Source organism: Agarivorans sp. QJM3NY_33, assembly GCF_050870865.2.
In the GTDB taxonomy this organism is placed as follows: Bacteria; Pseudomonadota; Gammaproteobacteria; order Enterobacterales; family Celerinatantimonadaceae; genus Agarivorans.
The window spans coordinates 1,534,917-1,553,675 of sequence record NZ_CP194039.2 but is presented as its reverse complement, the minus strand read 5'-3'; the positions used below and the strand labels follow the sequence as shown (position 1 = coordinate 1,553,675).

The following is an 18,759-nucleotide window of genomic DNA, read 5'->3' as shown; positions in this document are numbered from 1 at the left end:
TAAACAGTCCGACTGTCGTTAAATTATGCTTCTTTACTGGTAATGAACATCGCATCACCATAGCTAAAGAAGCGGTATTGGTTATCGATAGCCGTCTGATAAGCTCGGCTAACGTTATCTTTGCCAGCGAAGGCTGACACCAACATGATTAAGGTTGACTCGGGTAAATGGAAATTGGTCACCATCGCATCCACTAGCTCAAATTGATAACCGGGGAAAATAAAAATATCGGTTTCTGCAGCGTAGGCTTGCAGGGCCTGCCCTTTAAGCTTTGCATCTTTAGCTGCACTTTCTAGAGAGCGTACCGAAGTGGTACCAACTGCAATCACCCGCCCTCCTCTTGCTTTAGTCGCAACAATTTTATCCACCACCGCTTGGCTCACTTCGGCATATTCAGAGTGCATCACATGCTGATCGATAGATTCAACTTTCACCGGCTGAAAAGTACCAGCCCCCACATGTAAAGTCACAAAGGCAGTATCTGCGCCTTTGGCTTTAATCTGTGCGAGTAAGTCTTCATCAAAATGTAATCCGGCGGTGGGGGCCGCAACCGCGCCCGGCTTTTCGTTATAAACCGTTTGATAGCGTTCCTTATCGGCATCTTCGTCAGGACGATCGATATAGGGGGGAAGCGGCATATGACCATGCTGTTCAAGTAATTCTAAGACCGTCGCTGAGTCATCAAAACGCAGTTCAAATAAAGCGCCGTGACGGGCCAACATCGTCGCATCAAAAGCATCCGCTAAACGTATTTCGCTGCCCGGTTTCGGCGATTTGGAAGCACGAACATGGGCTAATACTCGATGCTCATCAAGCACACGCTCTATAAGTACTTCTAGTTTGCCACCCGTCGCTTTCTGGCCAAACAAACGGGCTGGGATCACTCGGGTATTATTAAACACCAATAGATCATCAGCTTGAATATGCTCCAACAAATCTGGAAATTGTTGGTGTTGCACCTCGCCCGTTTGACCATTGAGACAAAGTAAACGACTATCTCGGCGTTGCTGTTTTGGGTAACGAGCAATCAGCTCATCGGGAAGGTCAAAAGAAAAATCGGCAACGCGCATCACAGGTACAACTCTTTGGCATGAATAATAATTTACAAGCCAAGGATTTTAGTGATTGCAGTCAGTAATAGCAAGGTTTAGCGCCGTGAATTAGCACCTAATCGCCCCCTCCTGAATAGCCAAAGCGGTAAGCTCAACACCAGCAACCAAGCTGCAGCGCCTCCACCGCTACTATCAGACGAGGCATTAGGTGCTATCTCGGCACAAGCGATAGTAATATTATCCTGTTGGCTGAGAATATCGCTAATCCAACCACAAACACGCCCAATATCCGTATAAACGCCAGGGAGCCCCTGACAAGCGAGACTCCCCCAACTCACGATCCCGAGTAAACGATAGTCTTCTCCTTGATTAACAAATACCGGACCACCGCTATCCCCTGCGCAAGCATCCTGATCGGTGCCGTAGGCGCAAAACATTCGATCGGTTAATTTTGAGCTTCCCCAATAATTAGCACATTGTTGAGGGCTGATTAAACGCAAGTTACCTTGCTGCAATACATCGGGATATACCGGATGAAAAGGATCGGAATTAATTCTGCCAAAACCAATCACCGTCATAAAACTTCCCAGCATGGAACTCTCACTAAGCATATTTAGATTAATGATCGGGAATTCACCTTGTTGAAACTCCGACAGCCTTAACAAACTGATATCATAATCAAAATTGGGGCCATCCATGGTGGGACTAATATACTGAGGATGCTGATAAATTTCACTCACCGTCACCGACTGCGCATCGAGGGGAGTGGTTCGTAGCAATCCGCCTAACACCACCGTAACCTGTTCTGGCGCAACCTGGGCGTTGGGAGCATAAGACCGATAGGTACAATGCGCAGCCGTCACCACCCATGACTCTGCAATTAATACCCCGCCACACCGCACATTACCTAAAAAGACCTGCGCCATCCACGGGTAAACTTGGGGAGCATCATAACCACCAACAATAAAGGGGGTCACAATAGGAATAGAAGGTGATTCAAGTTTCGCTTGAACAGAAAAACTCACGCTAAACAACAAGACAACAAGCAACTTTTTAAGCATTGCACTGGTCCTAAAGTTCGGGGGTTGAGTCACCTCCGCGTAAGTTTACTGGTTCTGGGTCACCTAAGAAGTGGGGCTGGGTGTTAAATATATGTAAATCTATTAGAGCCTTGGCTCTAGCCAATACTTCTCGTAAACGCACTCGCCAATGAAACTCAGAAGGCGCATCATCCACCACATAGCCATAGGCTTCAATACCGTATTGATTTGCTATGTATAAAGCCCGTTCGACATGAAACTGCTGAGAAACAATAATCAAGGCTTGTTGCCCGAATACTTGTTTTGCCCGCACAACTGAGTCAAAGGTTCGAAAGCCTGCATAGTCCAAAGCTATATTCTCGCGTGGCACATTTAACCGCAACACATCGTTTAACATGGTAATAGGTTCATTATAGTAGCGGGTGGCATTATCGCCACTGAGGATCAATGCGCGCACTTTGTGGGTATGGTAGAGTTTTGCTGCCGCTTCCACACGAAACTGATAGTAGGTATTAAGCCGTTTACCTACATACTTACTGGTCCCAAGCACCAGAGCCACAGGCTCCGCAGGGAGCTGTTCCATGTCACGAAACCACTGACCGGCGACTTGCTTTGAAATATAACGGTCGATGACAACGAGACTTAGCAACATCGCTACGATAACCAGCAGCAATACGCCAAGAAATTGTTTCAATGTACATCTCCGCCCATAATTACAAGGTCAACCATGCTAGCACAAGCTCAAGCATCGAATAAACATAAGCTTTTTGCTTTCGTCATGTTCCATATAACAAACAAGCCGCTTGACTCCCAAGTATTAATTGTTTATTAAATCAACAAACCGTCTCAAGGAAAAATAACTGATGAAGATAAAAAATAGCACGAGCCATTTTGGTATGATATCAAAGCTATTTCATTGGCTTATGGCAGCATTATTTATAGCTCAAATTGGCATTGCTTTATACATGGACGAAATGCAGAGAGGTCCTGATAAATGGGAGATGATCGGTTTGCATAAGGCCATCGGCGTATTGCTATTGTTATGTGTGTTAGCGCGAATAGTGTGGCATAGAATCAGCGCAGCGCCTGTCCCTCTGGGGATGGGGTTAATGCTCAGCCTCGCCAAATTAGGTCACCACGCCTTGTATTTACTCATGTTAATCATGCCAATATCCGGCGTAATCATGTCCGTTTCAGGTGGACATAACATCAACTTTTTCGACTTTTTTACCATTAGTGGTTGGGCCGAAAAATCACCGACCATCAACAGTATTAGTGGGACCATCCATGAGGTTGCGGCAACCGTTTTATACTTAGTATTAGCGGCACATATATTAGCCGCCTTGTATCACCATTTTGTGGTCAAAGACGAGACGCTTAAGCGCATCACCTCCGGTTAAGCGGTATACCAAGATTCCCCAGCTGATTGACTCGCTCAATCGGCTGTATTGCCTTGGAAGCATCGACTAGCGCTTCACAACAAGCAGCGAATAACATGAATAAACCCTAAGTCAACGCAACGCGTTTACTGGCTTTTTGGTAAAACACCCGCCAGCCAGCCCAACTCGGCAACTCCCAGCGTTTAGGACCATCTTTACGTCGCCCCGCTTGATAGTGAAGCGTCACTCGCTTAACGCGAACCTCATATTCGACCTGCACACGAAGATCGGCTAAGCGTAGACTTTGAGGAAAAGCTTGTTCAAATGCTGCACGTTGCCATTCGGGGATCCCCGGAAAAGTGAGATCCTTAGCATCAATAAGACAAAGATCTTCGGCGCTCTCCAGTCCAAGTTGCTGTAAGTGTTCACTTAGCCAAAGCTCGGCATCAATGGGCTCACCGGAGCCACCGCCATTTTTTTCACCGAGACTCACCCATAAATTCCAGGCATCAACATCTTGTTGTAGACTCAGCTCAGTAAAAGACAACTCTTGCCGAGCTAAGATCCGTTTGGCAAGTGAGCGGCGATATTGTGCTGCCGTTAGCGCCAAATATTCAGACCCAATGAATCGACCAGCATAATAGCGCCGCATCAACTGCTGGCCTTGTCCGTCCAACTCACCGCTGGGCTTCAACTCGCCTAACTGATGCCGCATTAATTGTTGAATACTTACTGGCAACAAGCATAGGCCAATATTTGTCAGTTGCTTAAGTCCACGTCCCGGCGTGCTGTATTGATCTAACACCAATGCAGCCACCTGCTCATCATCAAATAAGCTTTCTCTAGCCACCTGTAATTCAGCATAACCATTGCCCATCGCCTGATGACGCTTAGCTCGGCGCACATAAGCCTGTTCACTGGCACCGCTTAATAAAGCCTCAATAATCAGCTCTCGACGATAAGGCCGAGCCTGTTTCAATTTGGCAAACCCCATCACGCTGCGTAGTTGTTCTGCCATTTCCTTCGCTTGCTTTAAGGCTTCAAGGTTCAGCTGTAACGCCTCGGGCCAAGAATGGCCACGCAACAAACTGATGGTTGCAGTCATATCACAAGCCAGCGGTTGCCACTGCTGTAATTGTTTCAAACCATGTTCCGTCTTGGGTTTCTGCCACAAACGACGATTGATGGTTAAAGCGGCAGTCAAATCAAGCATTGCTTCCTGTTCTGCCCCGCGCGGCATTAAATTAACCAGATAAGAAAAATAACTATCAATTGGTAAATTCATTAGTCGTTTGCCCAGCGAACTCAATTGACTATCACTCGCCAAAGCCTGCATTTTGGCTAAATTTTGGCTCGCGATCCGTAACGATTTATCCGGTAAAGCTTCTAGAAATGCTAACTGCGTGAGTGCTTTGCCACAACTCGCAGCAAACAGCATCGGTTCCAGCAGTTCTTCACGCTGCATCTGTGGTGGAGTGACCGCTTCAAAAGGTGCGTATTCGCCCCACAAACGATAACAATGACCCGAGCGCACCCGGCCAGCTCGACCACGACGCTGTTCACTACTGGCTCGTGAAATCCGCTCTAAGCTAAGCACCGTACGCCCTGCCCGCTGCTTGGTTCGCCGCTCTAAACCTGAATCAATCACCGTGCTAATCGCTGGAATGGTTAAACTTGTTTCGGCCACATTGGTGGCTAAGATCACCCGGCGTGCTCGCTCCCCATCGATTGCCGTTAGCAAGTACTGACGCTCTGAGGCGCTAATGGTGGCGTGCAAAGGTAAGATTTCGGCATCGATTCCCGACAAGCTGGTTTGACAGGCTTGAATTTCTGCGCGCCCCGGTAAAAACACCAAAATATCGCCGTCATCTTTAAGCATGGCTTGTTCAACACAAGCGCTTACTCGTTCGGTCAAATGCTGTAAGTCGGGTAAATGATGGGCTTGTTTGGCGATATAACTGAGCGACACGGGGTATTCGCGTCCACGGGCCTGTATCGCTTTAGCTCCCAAATAATCACATAATTTCGCGCCTTCCAAAGTCGCCGACGTCACGACGATCCGTAATGGTAAATCTTTCACTAAAGCGAGTAATAAATCACTATCCCAACGACGCTCATGAAACTCATCGATCATGATCACTGCATAATTGGCTAAGTTATTTTCTGCCAACCAATGCAAGGCAATACCCGGTGTCACATAGGCAATGTCGGTGGTCGAGGTCAGCGTGGAAGCAAAGCGAATGGCATAGCCAACTTCGGTAGTTCCCTGTTCTACACGCTCTTGCTGCGCCACATAAGCCGCCAGAGCTTCGCAAGCAATTCGTCTGGGCTGCACCACCAAAACTTTACCAAACTGACTCGCCCAACGAGGTAAACGAGTTGACTTCCCTGAACCAGTAGCCGCTTCCACCACCACATGATTATCCGCTAAATCCGATAAAAATTTCGACTTAATACTATCAATCGGTAACGATCTTGTTTCTGCCCGAACCACCAAACGCCCACATCTATCTACAACAAATAATGGCCAAATATTACCCCTAGCTCAGCTGACATACTAGTTTTAGAAAAGTCATGCTGGTTTTATGGACCATTTTCAGCTCCGCAAGAGATGAAGCTTGTTCATTCAAGCCTCAATGCCCTCCCCATCTTAGGTTGCCAGGCGTTGGCAAGACAAACTTGCTTGAATAAAACCGGTAAAAAAGACAATAAAATAAAACCTTCTGGTAACACTTGATTGCTTTATCCAAAGTTCAGACTATTTTAATCACCCTCTGATACGGTAATATATTATTTAAGTACTTAGTTGATGTAGGAACATCCATGAATTTTTCGAAGCTAGGAAGTAGCAATTTATCGGTATCGCGAGTTTGCCTAGGCAGTATGACTTGGGGTGTACAAAACAACCAACAAGACGCAAATCAACAAATTGAATATGCTATCAGTCAAGGCGTGAATTTCATCGATACAGCCGAAATGTACGCCATCCCTCCAACCGCAGAGACCTACGGAAAAACCGAACAGATCATCGGCCAATGGCTCAAAGAAAATCCAAACCAGCGTAAAGATTTGATTATCGCGAGTAAGATTGCTGGGCCAGGCATTGAATGGGTTCGCGACGGTGGGCCAATTAATGCAAAAGCCATTGAGCTCGCAGTTGACGCCTCCTTACAACGGCTCAATACCGATTACATTGATCTATACCAATTACATTGGCCAAATCGCTTAATGCCTCACTTTGGAAAACACTGGCCAAATCAAATCCAATTTACTCAGTTAGACGCGGCCGATCACCAAGCCCAAATGCTCGATATTTTACAAGGATTACAACGTTGTATTGACGCGGGTAAAATTCGCCATTGTGGTCTATCCGACGACAGCACTTGGGGAGTTAATACCTACCTTAAGTTGAGCGAAAGCCATAATTTACCGAGAATGGTATCCATTCAAAATGAGTTTAGCCTGCTACAAACCAAGGATTGGCCATATTTGATCGAGAACTGTGTGCATGAACAAATCGCCTATCTTCCCTGGTCCCCACTTTGTACAGGCTTACTCACTGGCAAATATGCCAATGGGCAGCGCCCAGAAGGGAGTCGCTGGTCACTAACTCAACGTAAGGGTCTATTCCGTAATACCGAGCTCTGCCACGAAGCGGTTGCTGAATATGTAGAGATTGCCAAGCAACATGGCTACACCCCAGCGCAACTCGCCTTGGCTTGGTGTGACCAAGTAGATGGAGTCACCTCTACCATTATTGGCGCAACCAACATGCAGCAATTGGAAGAAGATATTTTGGCCTTTTCGAAACCACTTAGCTCTCGGGCCTTAAGCGATATAGGTAAAGTGCTAACTCGCTACCCAGCCCCCTTCTAAGCAGCAGCTTAAAACATCGGATTTGGACACCCCATAAGCAACCGCCAATGATTTCAGCGACGGTTGCTTATCACTAGGGCACTCGGTGTTCTGGTCTAAAGTCAAAATCTGTATTCAGCCAAAGCGGCCTTCATCGGTAGATCCTGAATGGATTTTCGATTTACGCAAGGCCGCTTCAACCTGCTCATTATTTTCCGCCAGCGAAGCCATTTTCTTAGTCATGCCATATAACAGCCATCGGTGCCAAGGGGCAAAGAAATACCAATAAACCAAACCCCAAAATCCTGCGGGATGCCAGTATAAGCCCACCTCTATACGGCTACGCTGACTATCTAGCGGCTCAATAGTAATTTGCATCCCACCACCACCGGGCGCTTTCATTCCGAAACCAAGCACCAAACAACGATTTTCTTCGGCGCTTAAGATAGTCCACGAGTCGACCCGCTCACCAACATTCAGATTTAAGTAATCAGTTCGGCCATGTTCTCTTCCGGGGCCGCCAAATATATAGTCGAACCACTCGCGTAAAGCCCACAGGCTATTCAAATAAAAATAGCGATGCTTACCGCCAAGTAGATTCACCACTTGCCAAATAGCTGACGGACTGGCGACGGCAACAAGCTGCTGTTTGGCTGACTTAGCGTAAAAACCATGCAAGGGAGAAAACTTTCGAAAAGTTGGCACACCATCTCGCCAACGACTTGGATAACAGAGCACCCGCTCTTCTTGAAGTACCTGAGCAATTGCCTGATCAACAGACAATAAATGTTGCGGGATTAAGCGCCGTAACTCATCGGGTTTCGCTTGCAACGGCTCAGCAAGCCCAGCAATCAGAGCCGTTGCCAATTCGCGCGATACCGAGGTAATCAAGCCTAAAGCCAGGCAAGCCAAACGGATCGGCAAGCCCGGTACAGCAATAATCTTGATCCGCGCCGCCAAAGCCTTGGCAATTTTTAACATTAACTGTCGATAAGTGAGCCATTCTGGACCCGCCGCATCCAGCACCTTACCTGCGGTCTCTGGCAACTCCGCCAAAGCTAATAAATAGTGTAATAAGTTACTCAAGGCAATCGGCGGCGTTAAGGTCTCAATCGCCCGAGGGACAAGCGCCACAGGCATATGTCCCACTAAATCCCGCATCACTTCAAAAGCCGCGGATCCTGGCGCAATAATGATCCCCGCTCGCAACTCAGTCACCGCAAGACCAGTGGACGCTAAGGCTTGGCCAGTCGCAATCCGCGCTAGCATGTGCTCTGATTTTGGTTTAGCCGATATTAAGCTACCCAAATAAATAATTCGCTTGACGCTAGCTTCTGAGGCCGCCTGGGCTAAATGCCTTGCCGCGCGAATCTCTCGATCGCAGTGACTTTGCCCATCACTCATGCCATGCATTAAGTAATAGACTAACTCGATGTCAAGCAAGGCCGAAGGCAAGCTATTGGCTTGTAGTAAATCTAAGGTGACGCGCTGACAGCTCAAATCAGACCAAGGCCAAGGTTTATTGGCATCACGAGAACTCACCCTCAGCTGGTGCCCCGCAGCAACTAAAGCCGGAACTAACTGGCGACCAACAGTACCAAAAGCACCAATCACTAAGATCCGCATCGTGATAACTCTCCATTAAACGACGACTGAGATATTGCCCTAATGCTTATCATAGCGCATTCAAACAACAGCCGATTGCACAAAATAGCGACGGGTCGGTTCCCCCTAGCCAAACCAGAACGACTTAGAGTGAGAGCCAACGCTTACTTTCACAAAAACTGCGCTAGTAAACATAAATATATTGATTTAAATCAGTACTTTGAATAAAACAGCTATTCACAATCGCAACACCATTTTTAGCCAATAGAGTAATTGAATGACTTCTCATCCCCGTTTATTACTCAGCCCTTGCTGCCTTTGCTTACTCCTCAGTGCGATTCATTTTTATCAAGCACAGCAACTGATTTATGTATTGCTATGCGTATTGAGCTTATGCAGCGTCTTAGTAAAACATCCTATTTGCCTAAGGCTCAATCAGGCGGGCATGTTGCTATTGTGTGGCGAGTGGATCAACCGCGTCGTCCAAATCTACATTCAACGAGAAGGCCTGCCTCAAGCATGGTTACAAATAGCGATTGTTGTTGGGGCTATCGGCCTCCTTCATTTCGTTTCAGCCTTATTATTTCAACATCACCGGATCCGACGTTACTTTGGTTATCCTCGACTTTATTTATTTCGCTAAGTCGATTTTGTGAACATAGTGCTTGGATTTAAGCTCGGTTATACTCGCCCCTTGATTGAATAACGTAGAGCCGCGTGTCGTGAACCGTTTCTTAAAATTGTATGCTGAGCGCAAAGCCGCAGCCACCACCCAATTTGTGGGCCGTGGTGCCCGCCGAGCCCGCTGTGCTATTTGCCAGCTGCCACAAACACATTGCTTCTGCGCACAAGCCAGATTACAGGCGAGCCAAAGTGGCTTCGCTCTGCTAATGCATAATAAAGAAGTGCTTCGGCCGAGCAATACTGGGCGATTTATCGCCGATGTGATCCCTGATACTTACGCTTTTATTTGGCAACGAACCGAAGCCTGTCAAGAGCTACTCACTCTTTGCCAACAAGTGCAATGGCAGCCCTATGTGGTTTTTCCTGCTCATTTTTGCCCACCAGAGCGAGTCAATTACCAACTCAGCTTGCCTCAAGGGGTAAAACCGCTGTTCATTATGCTCGATGGTAGCTGGCGAGAAGCACGGAAAATGTTTCACCAAAGTCCTTGGTTGGAACAATTTCCAGTGATATCGATTCATCCCAGTACAGCCTCAAACTATGGATTACGTTCTAGTTCAATCACAACACAATGGGCAACTGCGGAAGTGGCAGCTCAATTACTCGCCTTAAATGATGAAAGAGAAAACGCACAATATTTGGAACAGCGTTTTATTAAATTTACACAATTAACTTTGGCCGGAAGAAACCATTAGTTGAATGATTTCACTAACTTACTAAGAGTACATTTCAGTAGAAAACGCTCTAACATCCGCCCTAACACGAGAAAATAGCCGAACGTTTCGTGAACTAGTTCACGCATTGAAAACGTTATCAAGCAAAACTTGATTTGCGGCAATTTGTCACTAGGCTTAGCCGCATTATTGTGTGTTATGATGACAGCGCTTATTTAGGTAGAGCATAAAATATACAAATTACAAGCCCTAATAATACTAAGCAAAATAAAAAATAGAGTATTATTTCAATTGTTTCAGGAGACACGATGTCTAAAAGCACTGGTACCGTTAAGTGGTTTAACGAAAAAAAAGGATTTGGTTTTATTTCCCAAGAATCTGGAGCTGATGTGTTCGTTCACTTCCGCGCGATTCTAGGAACAGGTTTTAAATCACTTGAAGAAGGCCAGAAAGTCGCATTTGACGTTGAAGACGGTCAAAAAGGCCCACAAGCGGCCAATGTTGAAGTTGTTTAAACAACTCTCAAGCGAAGCATAATCGTTGGTTCGATTATGCTTTTTATTTACCGAATCAACTTACCTTTGACAAGCAACGCAATTTAACTCATTGAGTCAATATGGCTCCTTTCCTGAGTACCGCTTTATACCCCATCATGCGCTGTTTATACCAATCTGATTCATTATGTGATCAACTTATTGCACAGAATAAATTTGTCGGTAACCAGCCATGAAGTACCGTAACTAGAGGCTCTAATTACAAAATACATAACCCCGTTAGCGGTGATTTAAGCCAGCCACAATGAACAAATAATGAGTTAGATCGCTATGAGGCTCTAAACCTCAACGATCCCCCCCCTAAGGCGCCGTTGCTTCGGCTCACCCAATAACACAGAATATATTTTAGCCACCGCATCAGTCGCATTGCTGGCACTGACTTGCTTCGCTAAAGACTGCTCACAACATCAGCGACTAAAGAAAAACCATCCTGCTAGACAAAACCAGCGCAAAACGTCTATATTTGTCTATTCATTCAAATAAGGACAAATCATGCGTGACTTTCTGATTATCGTCCCAGAAGGTGGAATGCTATTTGAATCCACCGGGATCGCCGATCTCTTGCAATGGGCAAATAGATTTCTCACCGATAGTGGCGGCGATATCGCTTATCAAGTCACAATCGCCACCACCCAGTCTCATCATGTTGTGCATGGTTATTCTGGACTCAAGCTACTCGCGAACACACGGCTAATTGACTTAGACCCGACCATCAAGCGCCATACAATTATGGTGACAGGGCGTGGGGGAATTGAACAAGAGCGTAGCATTATTGCCGATTGGTTAAGACTTGCCGCTCCTAATGCCATACGCACCGCCTCTATTTGCGGAGGAGCGCTACTGCTTGCTCAAGCTGGACTCTTGGAGCATAGAAAGGCGACCACCCACTGGCGCCTAATTAATTTACTGGCAGAACAATACCCCAACGTCAGCGTAGAACGCGGACCAATGTTTGTTCAAGATGGTCCAGTCTGGACCTCGGCCGGAGTGACCGCTGGCTTTGATTTGACCCTAGCAATGATAGAACAAGATTGTGGCTACCACTTGGCAAGAGATGTTGCGCAAGAAATGGTGATGTTTTTACGCTGCCCCGGTGGGCAAGCCCAATTTAGTCGCTATCGCTTACCTGAGACACCCGAGCTTGGTCCAATCCGAGATCTACAAATTTGGATCCAGGAACACCTCAATCATGATCTATCGATAGAACGATTGGCTGACCGAGTCTCGATGAGTCCGCGTAACTTCGCCCGAGTATTTAGCAAGCAAACGGGCATCACCCCCGCAAAATACATTGAAGAAATCCGCTTGAACGCAGCCCGAGACAAACTTGAACAAAGCATGGATAGATTAGAGCGTATCGCCCAAGATACCGGATTGGGTAATAGCCTTAACTTACGACGGGTATTTGAACGGCATCTACAGGTTACGCCAAAAGCCTATCGTGAACGCTTCGCGATCCGCCAACCTTCAGCAGAGAATCTGTCTTAAATTGATTGTTTGTTGTCATTTATGACACCCGCATCCATATTAAAATTTTCCTCAATAACACTGATGAGGAAATAGTTATGCTAAAAGTAGGCATTAACGGCTTTGGCCGTATTGGACGCAATGTTCTTCGCGCAACCTTAAACAATGATCGGATTCAAGTCGTCGCAATTAACGATTTGACCGATAGCCATACCTTGGCACATCTACTTAAATACGACTCTTTAATGGGAGTACTTGCGGCCGATGTTGAAAACAACGATGAAACAATTTGGGTCAATGGCCAAGCCATTCGTGTATTCAATGAACGCGAGCCCGCGCAGATCCCCTGGGAGCGCTGTGACGTAGACATTGTGATTGAAGCCACAGGTTTATTCACTGACAAGTCGCAAGCCGAAAAGCATATTCAATTTGGTAAAGCCAAACGAGTGATTATTTCAGCCCCATCCAAAAATGATGCACTCACCGTTGTGATGGGCATTAACCACCAGTTGTATGATCCAAGTCAGCATTTTGTGGTAAGTAACGGGAGTTGTACCACTAATGGATTAGCCCCTGCAGCTCAGGTTCTGCATCAAATCTTTGGAATTGAACACGGTTTAATGAATACCACTCACGCTTATACTGCGAGCCAAGCGCTGCATGATCAGCCCGAAAAAGATCTACGTGGCGCACGGGCGGCGGCGTTATCCATTGTGCCCTATTCAAGCGGCGCAGCGAAAGCGATTGGCCGGGTTATTCCAGAATTAGACGGTAAACTTAATGGTTACTCACTTCGCGTGCCAGTTCCAGTCGTTTCCATCGTCGACTTGTCGGTAACATTAAAAACCGAGGTCACAGTAGAACAAGTTAATACCGCATTTAAACAGGCAGCGCAAAACGGGCCGCTAAAAGGGATCCTCGGTTATAGTGAAGAGCCTTTAGTCTCAAGTGACTATCAAGGTGATCCTCGATCTTCAATTGTCGATGGCCTCTCAACTTTAGTGATTGGTGGCAATTTAGTTAAGATCCTCGCTTGGTATGATAATGAGTGGGGATTCTCTAATCGCCTTGTTGACTTGGCTCTTTGGATGGAAAAACGAGGCTTATAAGCCTTCATAAAATAGCAATGCAGCACCATCATGCGCTGCATTGCCGCTTAAAAAGCGGTAGGTATTGGGTTGATTGAATGCCGCAGCATAAGCCCACATATTTTATCATTCAGTTGACTCTAGAATGATATAGGTGAAAATAGGCTCAATCAGCACAATGTTCAGGAGCAAGTATCACGTGAGTGGCAGCGTTCGTCATATCGAACAGCAGTTTTGGTGCAGTCAACAGCTTCCTCATCTCGAGGTAAGAACAACCTACAACAGCATGCAAGGCTACAAAGCCCATAGCCATTCAGCATTGTCTATTGGCTTGATTGAAGTCGGAACCACTTGCCTATCGATAAAAGATAAAAAAATACTTTTAAATCAAGGTGATATGGTTTTGATTCAACCACATGCGGTTCACGCTTGTAACCCTGTCAATGGCAACGCTCGTAGCTACCACATGCTCTATGTTGATGAAAGCTGGTGCTGTGAAGCACTCTCGGCATTATACCAGCGTCAAGTTGATCAAATCACATGTACCCATATTCGACTCACTGATCTGAAAATCGCAAACGAGCTTTCTTTTTTAATAAATACTTTATTAAAAAAGACCAATAAAACCAAAAACAACGCTTCGCATATAGATTCACTATTATTTGATATTCTAAATCTCTACTGTGCGCCTGTATTCAATAAAACTGACAACAACTTGGCACTTCAAATTAAGCAACATTTACTAAATAACATGGTTTCTCCGCCTTCGAACCACGATATATCTCAACAACTAGGCTGTTCAACAGAGTCTGTCATTCGCAACTTCAAGCGCTGCTTCGGTATTACGCCAAAATCGTTTCTCAATAATAGTCGGATTGAGAAGGCCAAATACCTCTTAAAATCAGGAGTAAATATTATCGATGTCGCAAGCGAAGTGGGCTATTCGGATCAAAGCCAACTGCATCGAGCTTTTGTGAACTACACCGCTTCCACACCACGCCAATATCAGCAGTTAAAGTCATTTTTCGACAATAAATCCTGACTCAATCAACCTATAGTTCGATGATTCATTAGCTATAGGTCACTTTTATCATGTTAAGTACTCTTTTACCGACCGCTTTTCCTGCGCTGGCTCTTGCCCATTTCGTTGCCTTGTTAAGCCCGGGGCAAGATTTCTTTCTGATTATTGGTCACTCCGTGAGACATAAACTGAAAGGAAGTAAATACATCTGTGTCGGTGTCGCGGCTGGAAACGCAATTTACATTGCAATCGCCATCATCGGATGGACCAGCATCCGAGACTCCCCTCAAATTTTTTCTGTTGTCGAAACCCTCGGCGCTATCTATCTATTGTGGATAGGATCCAAACTGCTCCGCAGTCAAAAAAGTGATGCCGTTCTCAAAACCAAGGAACAGAGCCTTCCTACGGTTAGTAAACAATTAGTGCTAGGGATTAACTCGGCGCTGTTAAACCCCAAAAACGCGTTATTTTATATGAGCTTAATGACGGTTATTCTGGGCAGCGAGGTCACCCTGACCCAGCAAATCTGCTCCGGTATCTGGATGGTTTTCGCGGTGTTTATCTGGGATCTTTTAGTTGCCTCAATGATAGGTCAACAGAGAGTCCAAACTTATTTAAAACGAAGCATTCACATTATAGAAAGATTCGCTGGCGGCATTCTGATCGTATTTGGAATTGCTCTGTTCATCTGAACCTTCTGAGTTCGAGAGGATCAAACGGATAGCTCCTCCAAAGTAAACCGGCAATGGACAGCAATTTGATGACCTGTCATCGGGTCACCAAATGAAGGGCGATACTCACTTTCCCCTAAACCATTAACGGCCAGTTGAGGCGATATCCACCACAATTAACAGGTCTTAAATAAGCGAGCCATAGCTTCACTTATATGAAAATGAATACACATAATATTTCGATTGATGAGTTAAATTAAGGTCAACCAAAGAGCGGTTGACCATTGCGCGGCGAAAATACATCAGGAAATGCGACAATCATGGACCGAGACTGAATCCGCGACACAAGCGGTGTTTACTCGCGCAACCTTTTTCACAAGATCGCAGTACGATCGCTGATACACCAATGAAATATCTGGTACATAGCGTATGACTATTGGGAAAGCTTTGCTGCAGAAAAATTTGATACGATGGCGGATTCACAATAGGCCTACTCAGCTTGCATCAATTGATTCAAGGCCCCCTCAATATATCAAAACGATATGATTTATTTTTTCAACGGGGTAACTTCAACGGTATCTGCTACATATCAAGTATCTAGCCGCTAATTTTTCTACCAGAGTTGTTCTCAAACCACGACTTCGTTCGCACCTTCACTGGAAAGTGTGAGTACATAACAGCCTCCATTAATGCTTGTTAGATGTAAGGCAGAGCGATTATCGAGACATTAATAGCGCTAAAATTTAGCCCTTATCGAAGCCTCCTCAATCAAGCCCTAGTGCATAAATAGCCATATCAAACGGCTAACCGCTGCAGCTCTAGGGCCAATCCTACAAATCCAGAAACCCACGTGACGATGCAAATAACATGAGCAAAGGATTTCCCCGAGTTAAGGGCGAACAGGTTCAGAGTTTAAGTCAATTCGATAAATCGCAAAACCTGCCATCGCATCAACAGCGCTAAGTTTTTCCATCTTACGTTGCTGATTTTCGGCCACAAATTGGTCAGCGAGTTCACTATCTTGAGTCTCAAAACGCACATCTAAGGTGACATCCGTCGTAATGGTTTTAAAATCCCAATTGTAATCCGCTGTTGGATCAACCATGCCCTTGTAAGTACCGGAGGCATTAGGCTGTGACTGCTCAGAAATATAAGCGGCTAATACTTCACGATTAGTATCTGGTAACTCTAATACGACATGTTCAGAACCGGTTCCCGCAAAAATGCCAGCAAACGCTCGATAGTTATTAGATGCAACTAAAAATTCTTTGTTGGCAAGTGCTTGACCAGTAATCACCACACCTTTTTCATCGGTATAGCTTAACTCGACAATCCGGCTGGCCGTCGCATTGACCAGTGCACAGTGACTGTCAAACTTGCTCGGTTGCGTGACATCAATTTTATATCTTAAGCCATCAATAACATCGAAATTATAAGTCGGGTGGCCCTCACGATTAATCAGGTTTTGCGGTGTGCTAATAGTTGGGTCGATTTGATTAAATTGATTGGCACTGCACTCCAGCCAGTCTTTTAACTCCGCCCCTGTGGCTTTAAGCACCACCATGGTATTGGGATATACATACAAGTCAGCCGCATTACTATAAGAAAGTGGCCCTTTAGGGACCATAACAAACTGACTCGCATCCCCTTCTTGGTAGCGACCACCAGCTTTAAATGGTGCAGCGGCAGACAAAATAGGCAGCCCTCTAAGCTCATCAGGCAACTTGGCTTTTACACCCGCAATTTGCGCTAACGACACAATCTGCACCGATGGGTCGTCTTGCACCAAGCTTAAAAAGCTAAACATATTTGAAGCCGCCACACCAATCGGCTGGCTCACAAAATCGATTGTGGCTTGGTGCTCTACCGCCACCGCGTCCCGAATACTCTGTTCACCACGAACTAACGCAACCTTATTGGCATTATCATAAACGGGACGAGCCTCAGCTTGCGATTCAGAATGATGAATCAGCCACTTACCATTTTGCTTGGTGAGCTTTAAATCGACAATCCCAATGTTATCGCCCCAGCGCCCCGGCATAACTGCCGGAATACCGTTCAATAAACCTCTCTCAATATCGGTATTTGGCAGGTCACGATAGCGTTCGGCTGGAAATACCGAATGACTGTGTCCAAACATAATCGCGTCAATCCCTGCCACTGAGGTTAAGGCAAAGGTTGCATTTTCAGCCTGTGGATCACCAGGGTTTTCGCTAGAACCGATACCGGAATGAGGGATTGCAATAATTAAGTCTGCACCCGCCGCTTGCATTGCTGGCACAAACTGTTTAGCCGCTTGAGTAATACCAAGTACTGCTATTTCGCCACTTAAATTGGTTTTGTCCCATTGCAGAATTTGTGGTGGTACAAAGCCAATATAACCAATATTCACAGTGTGCAGATTACCTTGGGTATCGCGTACCGAAGTCTGCTGAATGAGATAGGGATTAAACAGATTTTCGCCAAATTCAACATTTCCCCAACAGCCATTTTTATTCGCACAAATAACGTTTGCGTTAATATAAGGAAAATTGGCACCCGCGATGGCTTTCTCTAAAAATGATAAACCATAGTTGAACTCGTGATTACCAATATTGCCCACCACATAATTTAATGTATTCATCGCCTTATATGCGGGATGTGTATCGCTTAAACCAACGCTGGCAATGTAATCCCCCATTGGACTACCTTGCAATAAATCCCCATTATCGACCAACACCGCATTGCTTACTTCTTGGCGTGCCGCACTAATTAAACTCGCCGCACGCGCTAAACCAATGCTTGGATCCTGTTTATGAGTGTAGTAATTAAAATCCATAATATTGGTATGTAAATCTGTGGTTTCTATAATTCTCAAGTCCACATTAACCGCAGAGGTGTGACTGTCGTCGCTGGAGCTACATCCGCATAAGCCAAGAGAAACTGCTATCGCAACAATTATTCGTTTATTATTCAGCACATTTAGTCCTTTAAATCTTTGACTCATGAGTACCACTAATACTAAGAGCATCAACAAGGTAAGTATATAAATTAAAAGTCAAAACATTAAAAATATCAGAGTATAAGATCCCAAACTCAATTCGATTTATCAGCACTCGTTGCCACTAACGCCAAGCGGCGCTTAACTCTCCGAATAAAAACTACCAAACACCCACTAAAAGATGTATTTTAAATACATCTTTATATATCTCAAATTTTGGGTGCGTAGCATGCAAATCACTCGCTATACCGACTACTCCCTTCGCCTACTCATTTACTTAGCGGTCAATAAAGATCGACTCTGTACCATCCAAGAAATCGCCCAAAGCTACGACATTTCCAAGAACCATCTGATGAAGATTGTTCAGCAACTGAATGCTAAAGGTCACTTATTGGCCGTCCGCGGAAAAAATGGCGGTCTTAAATTAAATCGTCAAACGAATCAAATTGGCATCGGTAGCCTAGTTCGGGAAATGGAAGATAACAGCAAGCTGGTCGAATGTTTTGGCGAAAATAATCGTTGTGTCATTACTCCGAGTTGCCAATTGAAGAATATTTTTGCCGAAGCTCAAGAGAATTTTTTCAAAACCTTGGATGCATATACCTTAGCTGATTTACTTGGCGTCAATAACCAATATCAACTGACGACGCTTTTAAATCGAGATTCTAGAACCAGTTAAATCTTTCACT

General features: G+C 45.4%; 16 protein-coding genes. 10 read left to right on the top strand and 6 right to left on the bottom strand.

Annotation, left to right across the window (positions count from 1 at the left end):
- Window positions 1-23: 23 nt before the first annotated feature.
- The 3 genes from queA to ACRRSY_RS06960 form a co-directional block, all read right to left on the bottom strand.
- On the bottom strand, window positions 24-1,070 hold the full coding sequence (gene queA, locus ACRRSY_RS06970) for a tRNA preQ1(34) S-adenosylmethionine ribosyltransferase-isomerase QueA (RefSeq protein ID WP_432456194.1): 1,047 nt from the start codon (window positions 1,068-1,070) through the stop codon (window positions 24-26).
- Between the two features lie 77 nt (window positions 1,071-1,147).
- Window positions 1,148-2,113, bottom strand: coding sequence for a serine protease (locus ACRRSY_RS06965; RefSeq protein ID WP_432464670.1), 966 nt, complete (start codon window positions 2,111-2,113; stop codon window positions 1,148-1,150).
- A gap of 10 nt (window positions 2,114-2,123) precedes the next feature.
- Complete coding sequence (locus ACRRSY_RS06960; RefSeq protein WP_432453910.1) at window positions 2,124-2,786, bottom strand: SanA/YdcF family protein; 663 nt, start codon at window positions 2,784-2,786, stop codon at window positions 2,124-2,126.
- 169 nt (window positions 2,787-2,955) lie between these two features.
- Here ACRRSY_RS06960 and ACRRSY_RS06955 point away from each other — a divergent pair, with 169 nt between their 5' ends.
- Window positions 2,956-3,492, top strand: coding sequence for a cytochrome b (locus ACRRSY_RS06955; RefSeq protein ID WP_432464669.1), 537 nt, complete (start codon window positions 2,956-2,958; stop codon window positions 3,490-3,492).
- A 106-nt stretch (window positions 3,493-3,598) separates the two neighbouring features.
- On the opposite strand, the gene ACRRSY_RS06950 is transcribed toward ACRRSY_RS06955, so the two are convergent.
- Entirely contained in the window at window positions 3,599-5,965 is a 2,367-nt protein-coding gene (locus ACRRSY_RS06950) for a helicase-related protein (protein ID WP_432464667.1), read from the bottom strand.
- A 329-nt stretch (window positions 5,966-6,294) separates the two neighbouring features.
- On the opposite strand from ACRRSY_RS06950, the gene ACRRSY_RS06945 reads away from it, so the two are divergent.
- The gene (locus ACRRSY_RS06945; protein ID WP_432464666.1) at window positions 6,295-7,347 is read left to right on the top strand and encodes an aldo/keto reductase; all 1,053 of its coding nucleotides are present in this window, start codon (window positions 6,295-6,297) and stop codon (window positions 7,345-7,347) included.
- 114 nt (window positions 7,348-7,461) lie between these two features.
- Here the strand turns inward: ACRRSY_RS06945 and ACRRSY_RS06940 are convergent, their stop codons facing one another.
- A complete protein-coding gene (locus ACRRSY_RS06940) occupies window positions 7,462-8,952 on the bottom strand; it encodes a DUF2867 domain-containing protein (RefSeq protein WP_432464665.1) in 1,491 nt (496 codons plus the stop codon).
- Between the two features lie 256 nt (window positions 8,953-9,208).
- Here ACRRSY_RS06940 and ACRRSY_RS06935 point away from each other — a divergent pair, with 256 nt between their 5' ends.
- The 7 genes from ACRRSY_RS06935 (at window position 9,209) to ACRRSY_RS06905 (ending at window position 15,111) form a co-directional block, all read left to right on the top strand.
- Window positions 9,209-9,574, top strand: a complete 366-nt coding sequence (locus ACRRSY_RS06935) for a hypothetical protein (protein WP_432464664.1) — start codon at window positions 9,209-9,211, stop codon at window positions 9,572-9,574.
- A gap of 79 nt (window positions 9,575-9,653) precedes the next feature.
- Complete coding sequence (locus ACRRSY_RS06930; protein WP_432453916.1) at window positions 9,654-10,310, top strand: tRNA-uridine aminocarboxypropyltransferase; 657 nt, start codon at window positions 9,654-9,656, stop codon at window positions 10,308-10,310.
- Window positions 10,311-10,597: 287 nt separating this feature from the next.
- Window positions 10,598-10,804 carry a cold-shock protein gene (locus ACRRSY_RS06925; protein ID WP_432453917.1) on the top strand — a complete coding sequence of 69 codons (207 nt, stop codon included), beginning with the start codon at window positions 10,598-10,600 and terminating at the stop codon, window positions 10,802-10,804.
- Between the two features lie 531 nt (window positions 10,805-11,335).
- Window positions 11,336-12,331 (top strand): GlxA family transcriptional regulator, encoded by a 996-nt coding sequence (locus tag ACRRSY_RS06920; RefSeq protein WP_432464663.1) that lies wholly within the window; start codon window positions 11,336-11,338, stop codon window positions 12,329-12,331.
- 77 nt (window positions 12,332-12,408) lie between these two features.
- The gene (gap, locus tag ACRRSY_RS06915; RefSeq protein ID WP_432464662.1) at window positions 12,409-13,419 is read left to right on the top strand and encodes a type I glyceraldehyde-3-phosphate dehydrogenase; all 1,011 of its coding nucleotides are present in this window, start codon (window positions 12,409-12,411) and stop codon (window positions 13,417-13,419) included.
- 265 nt (window positions 13,420-13,684) lie between these two features.
- Window positions 13,685-14,440, top strand: coding sequence for an AraC family transcriptional regulator (locus ACRRSY_RS06910; protein WP_439033351.1), 756 nt, complete (start codon window positions 13,685-13,687; stop codon window positions 14,438-14,440).
- 50 nt (window positions 14,441-14,490) lie between these two features.
- Window positions 14,491-15,111, top strand: coding sequence for a LysE family translocator (locus ACRRSY_RS06905; protein WP_432453921.1), 621 nt, complete (start codon window positions 14,491-14,493; stop codon window positions 15,109-15,111).
- A gap of 868 nt (window positions 15,112-15,979) precedes the next feature.
- On the opposite strand, the gene ACRRSY_RS06900 is transcribed toward ACRRSY_RS06905, so the two are convergent.
- Window positions 15,980-18,049, bottom strand: a complete 2,070-nt coding sequence (locus ACRRSY_RS06900) for a bifunctional 2',3'-cyclic-nucleotide 2'-phosphodiesterase/3'-nucleotidase (RefSeq protein WP_432464660.1) — start codon at window positions 18,047-18,049, stop codon at window positions 15,980-15,982.
- Between the two features lie 250 nt (window positions 18,050-18,299).
- Here ACRRSY_RS06900 and ACRRSY_RS06895 point away from each other — a divergent pair, with 250 nt between their 5' ends.
- A complete protein-coding gene (locus ACRRSY_RS06895; RefSeq protein ID WP_432453923.1) occupies window positions 18,300-18,749 on the top strand; it encodes an RrF2 family transcriptional regulator in 450 nt (149 codons plus the stop codon).
- The last annotated feature ends 10 nt before the right edge of the window (window positions 18,750-18,759 follow it).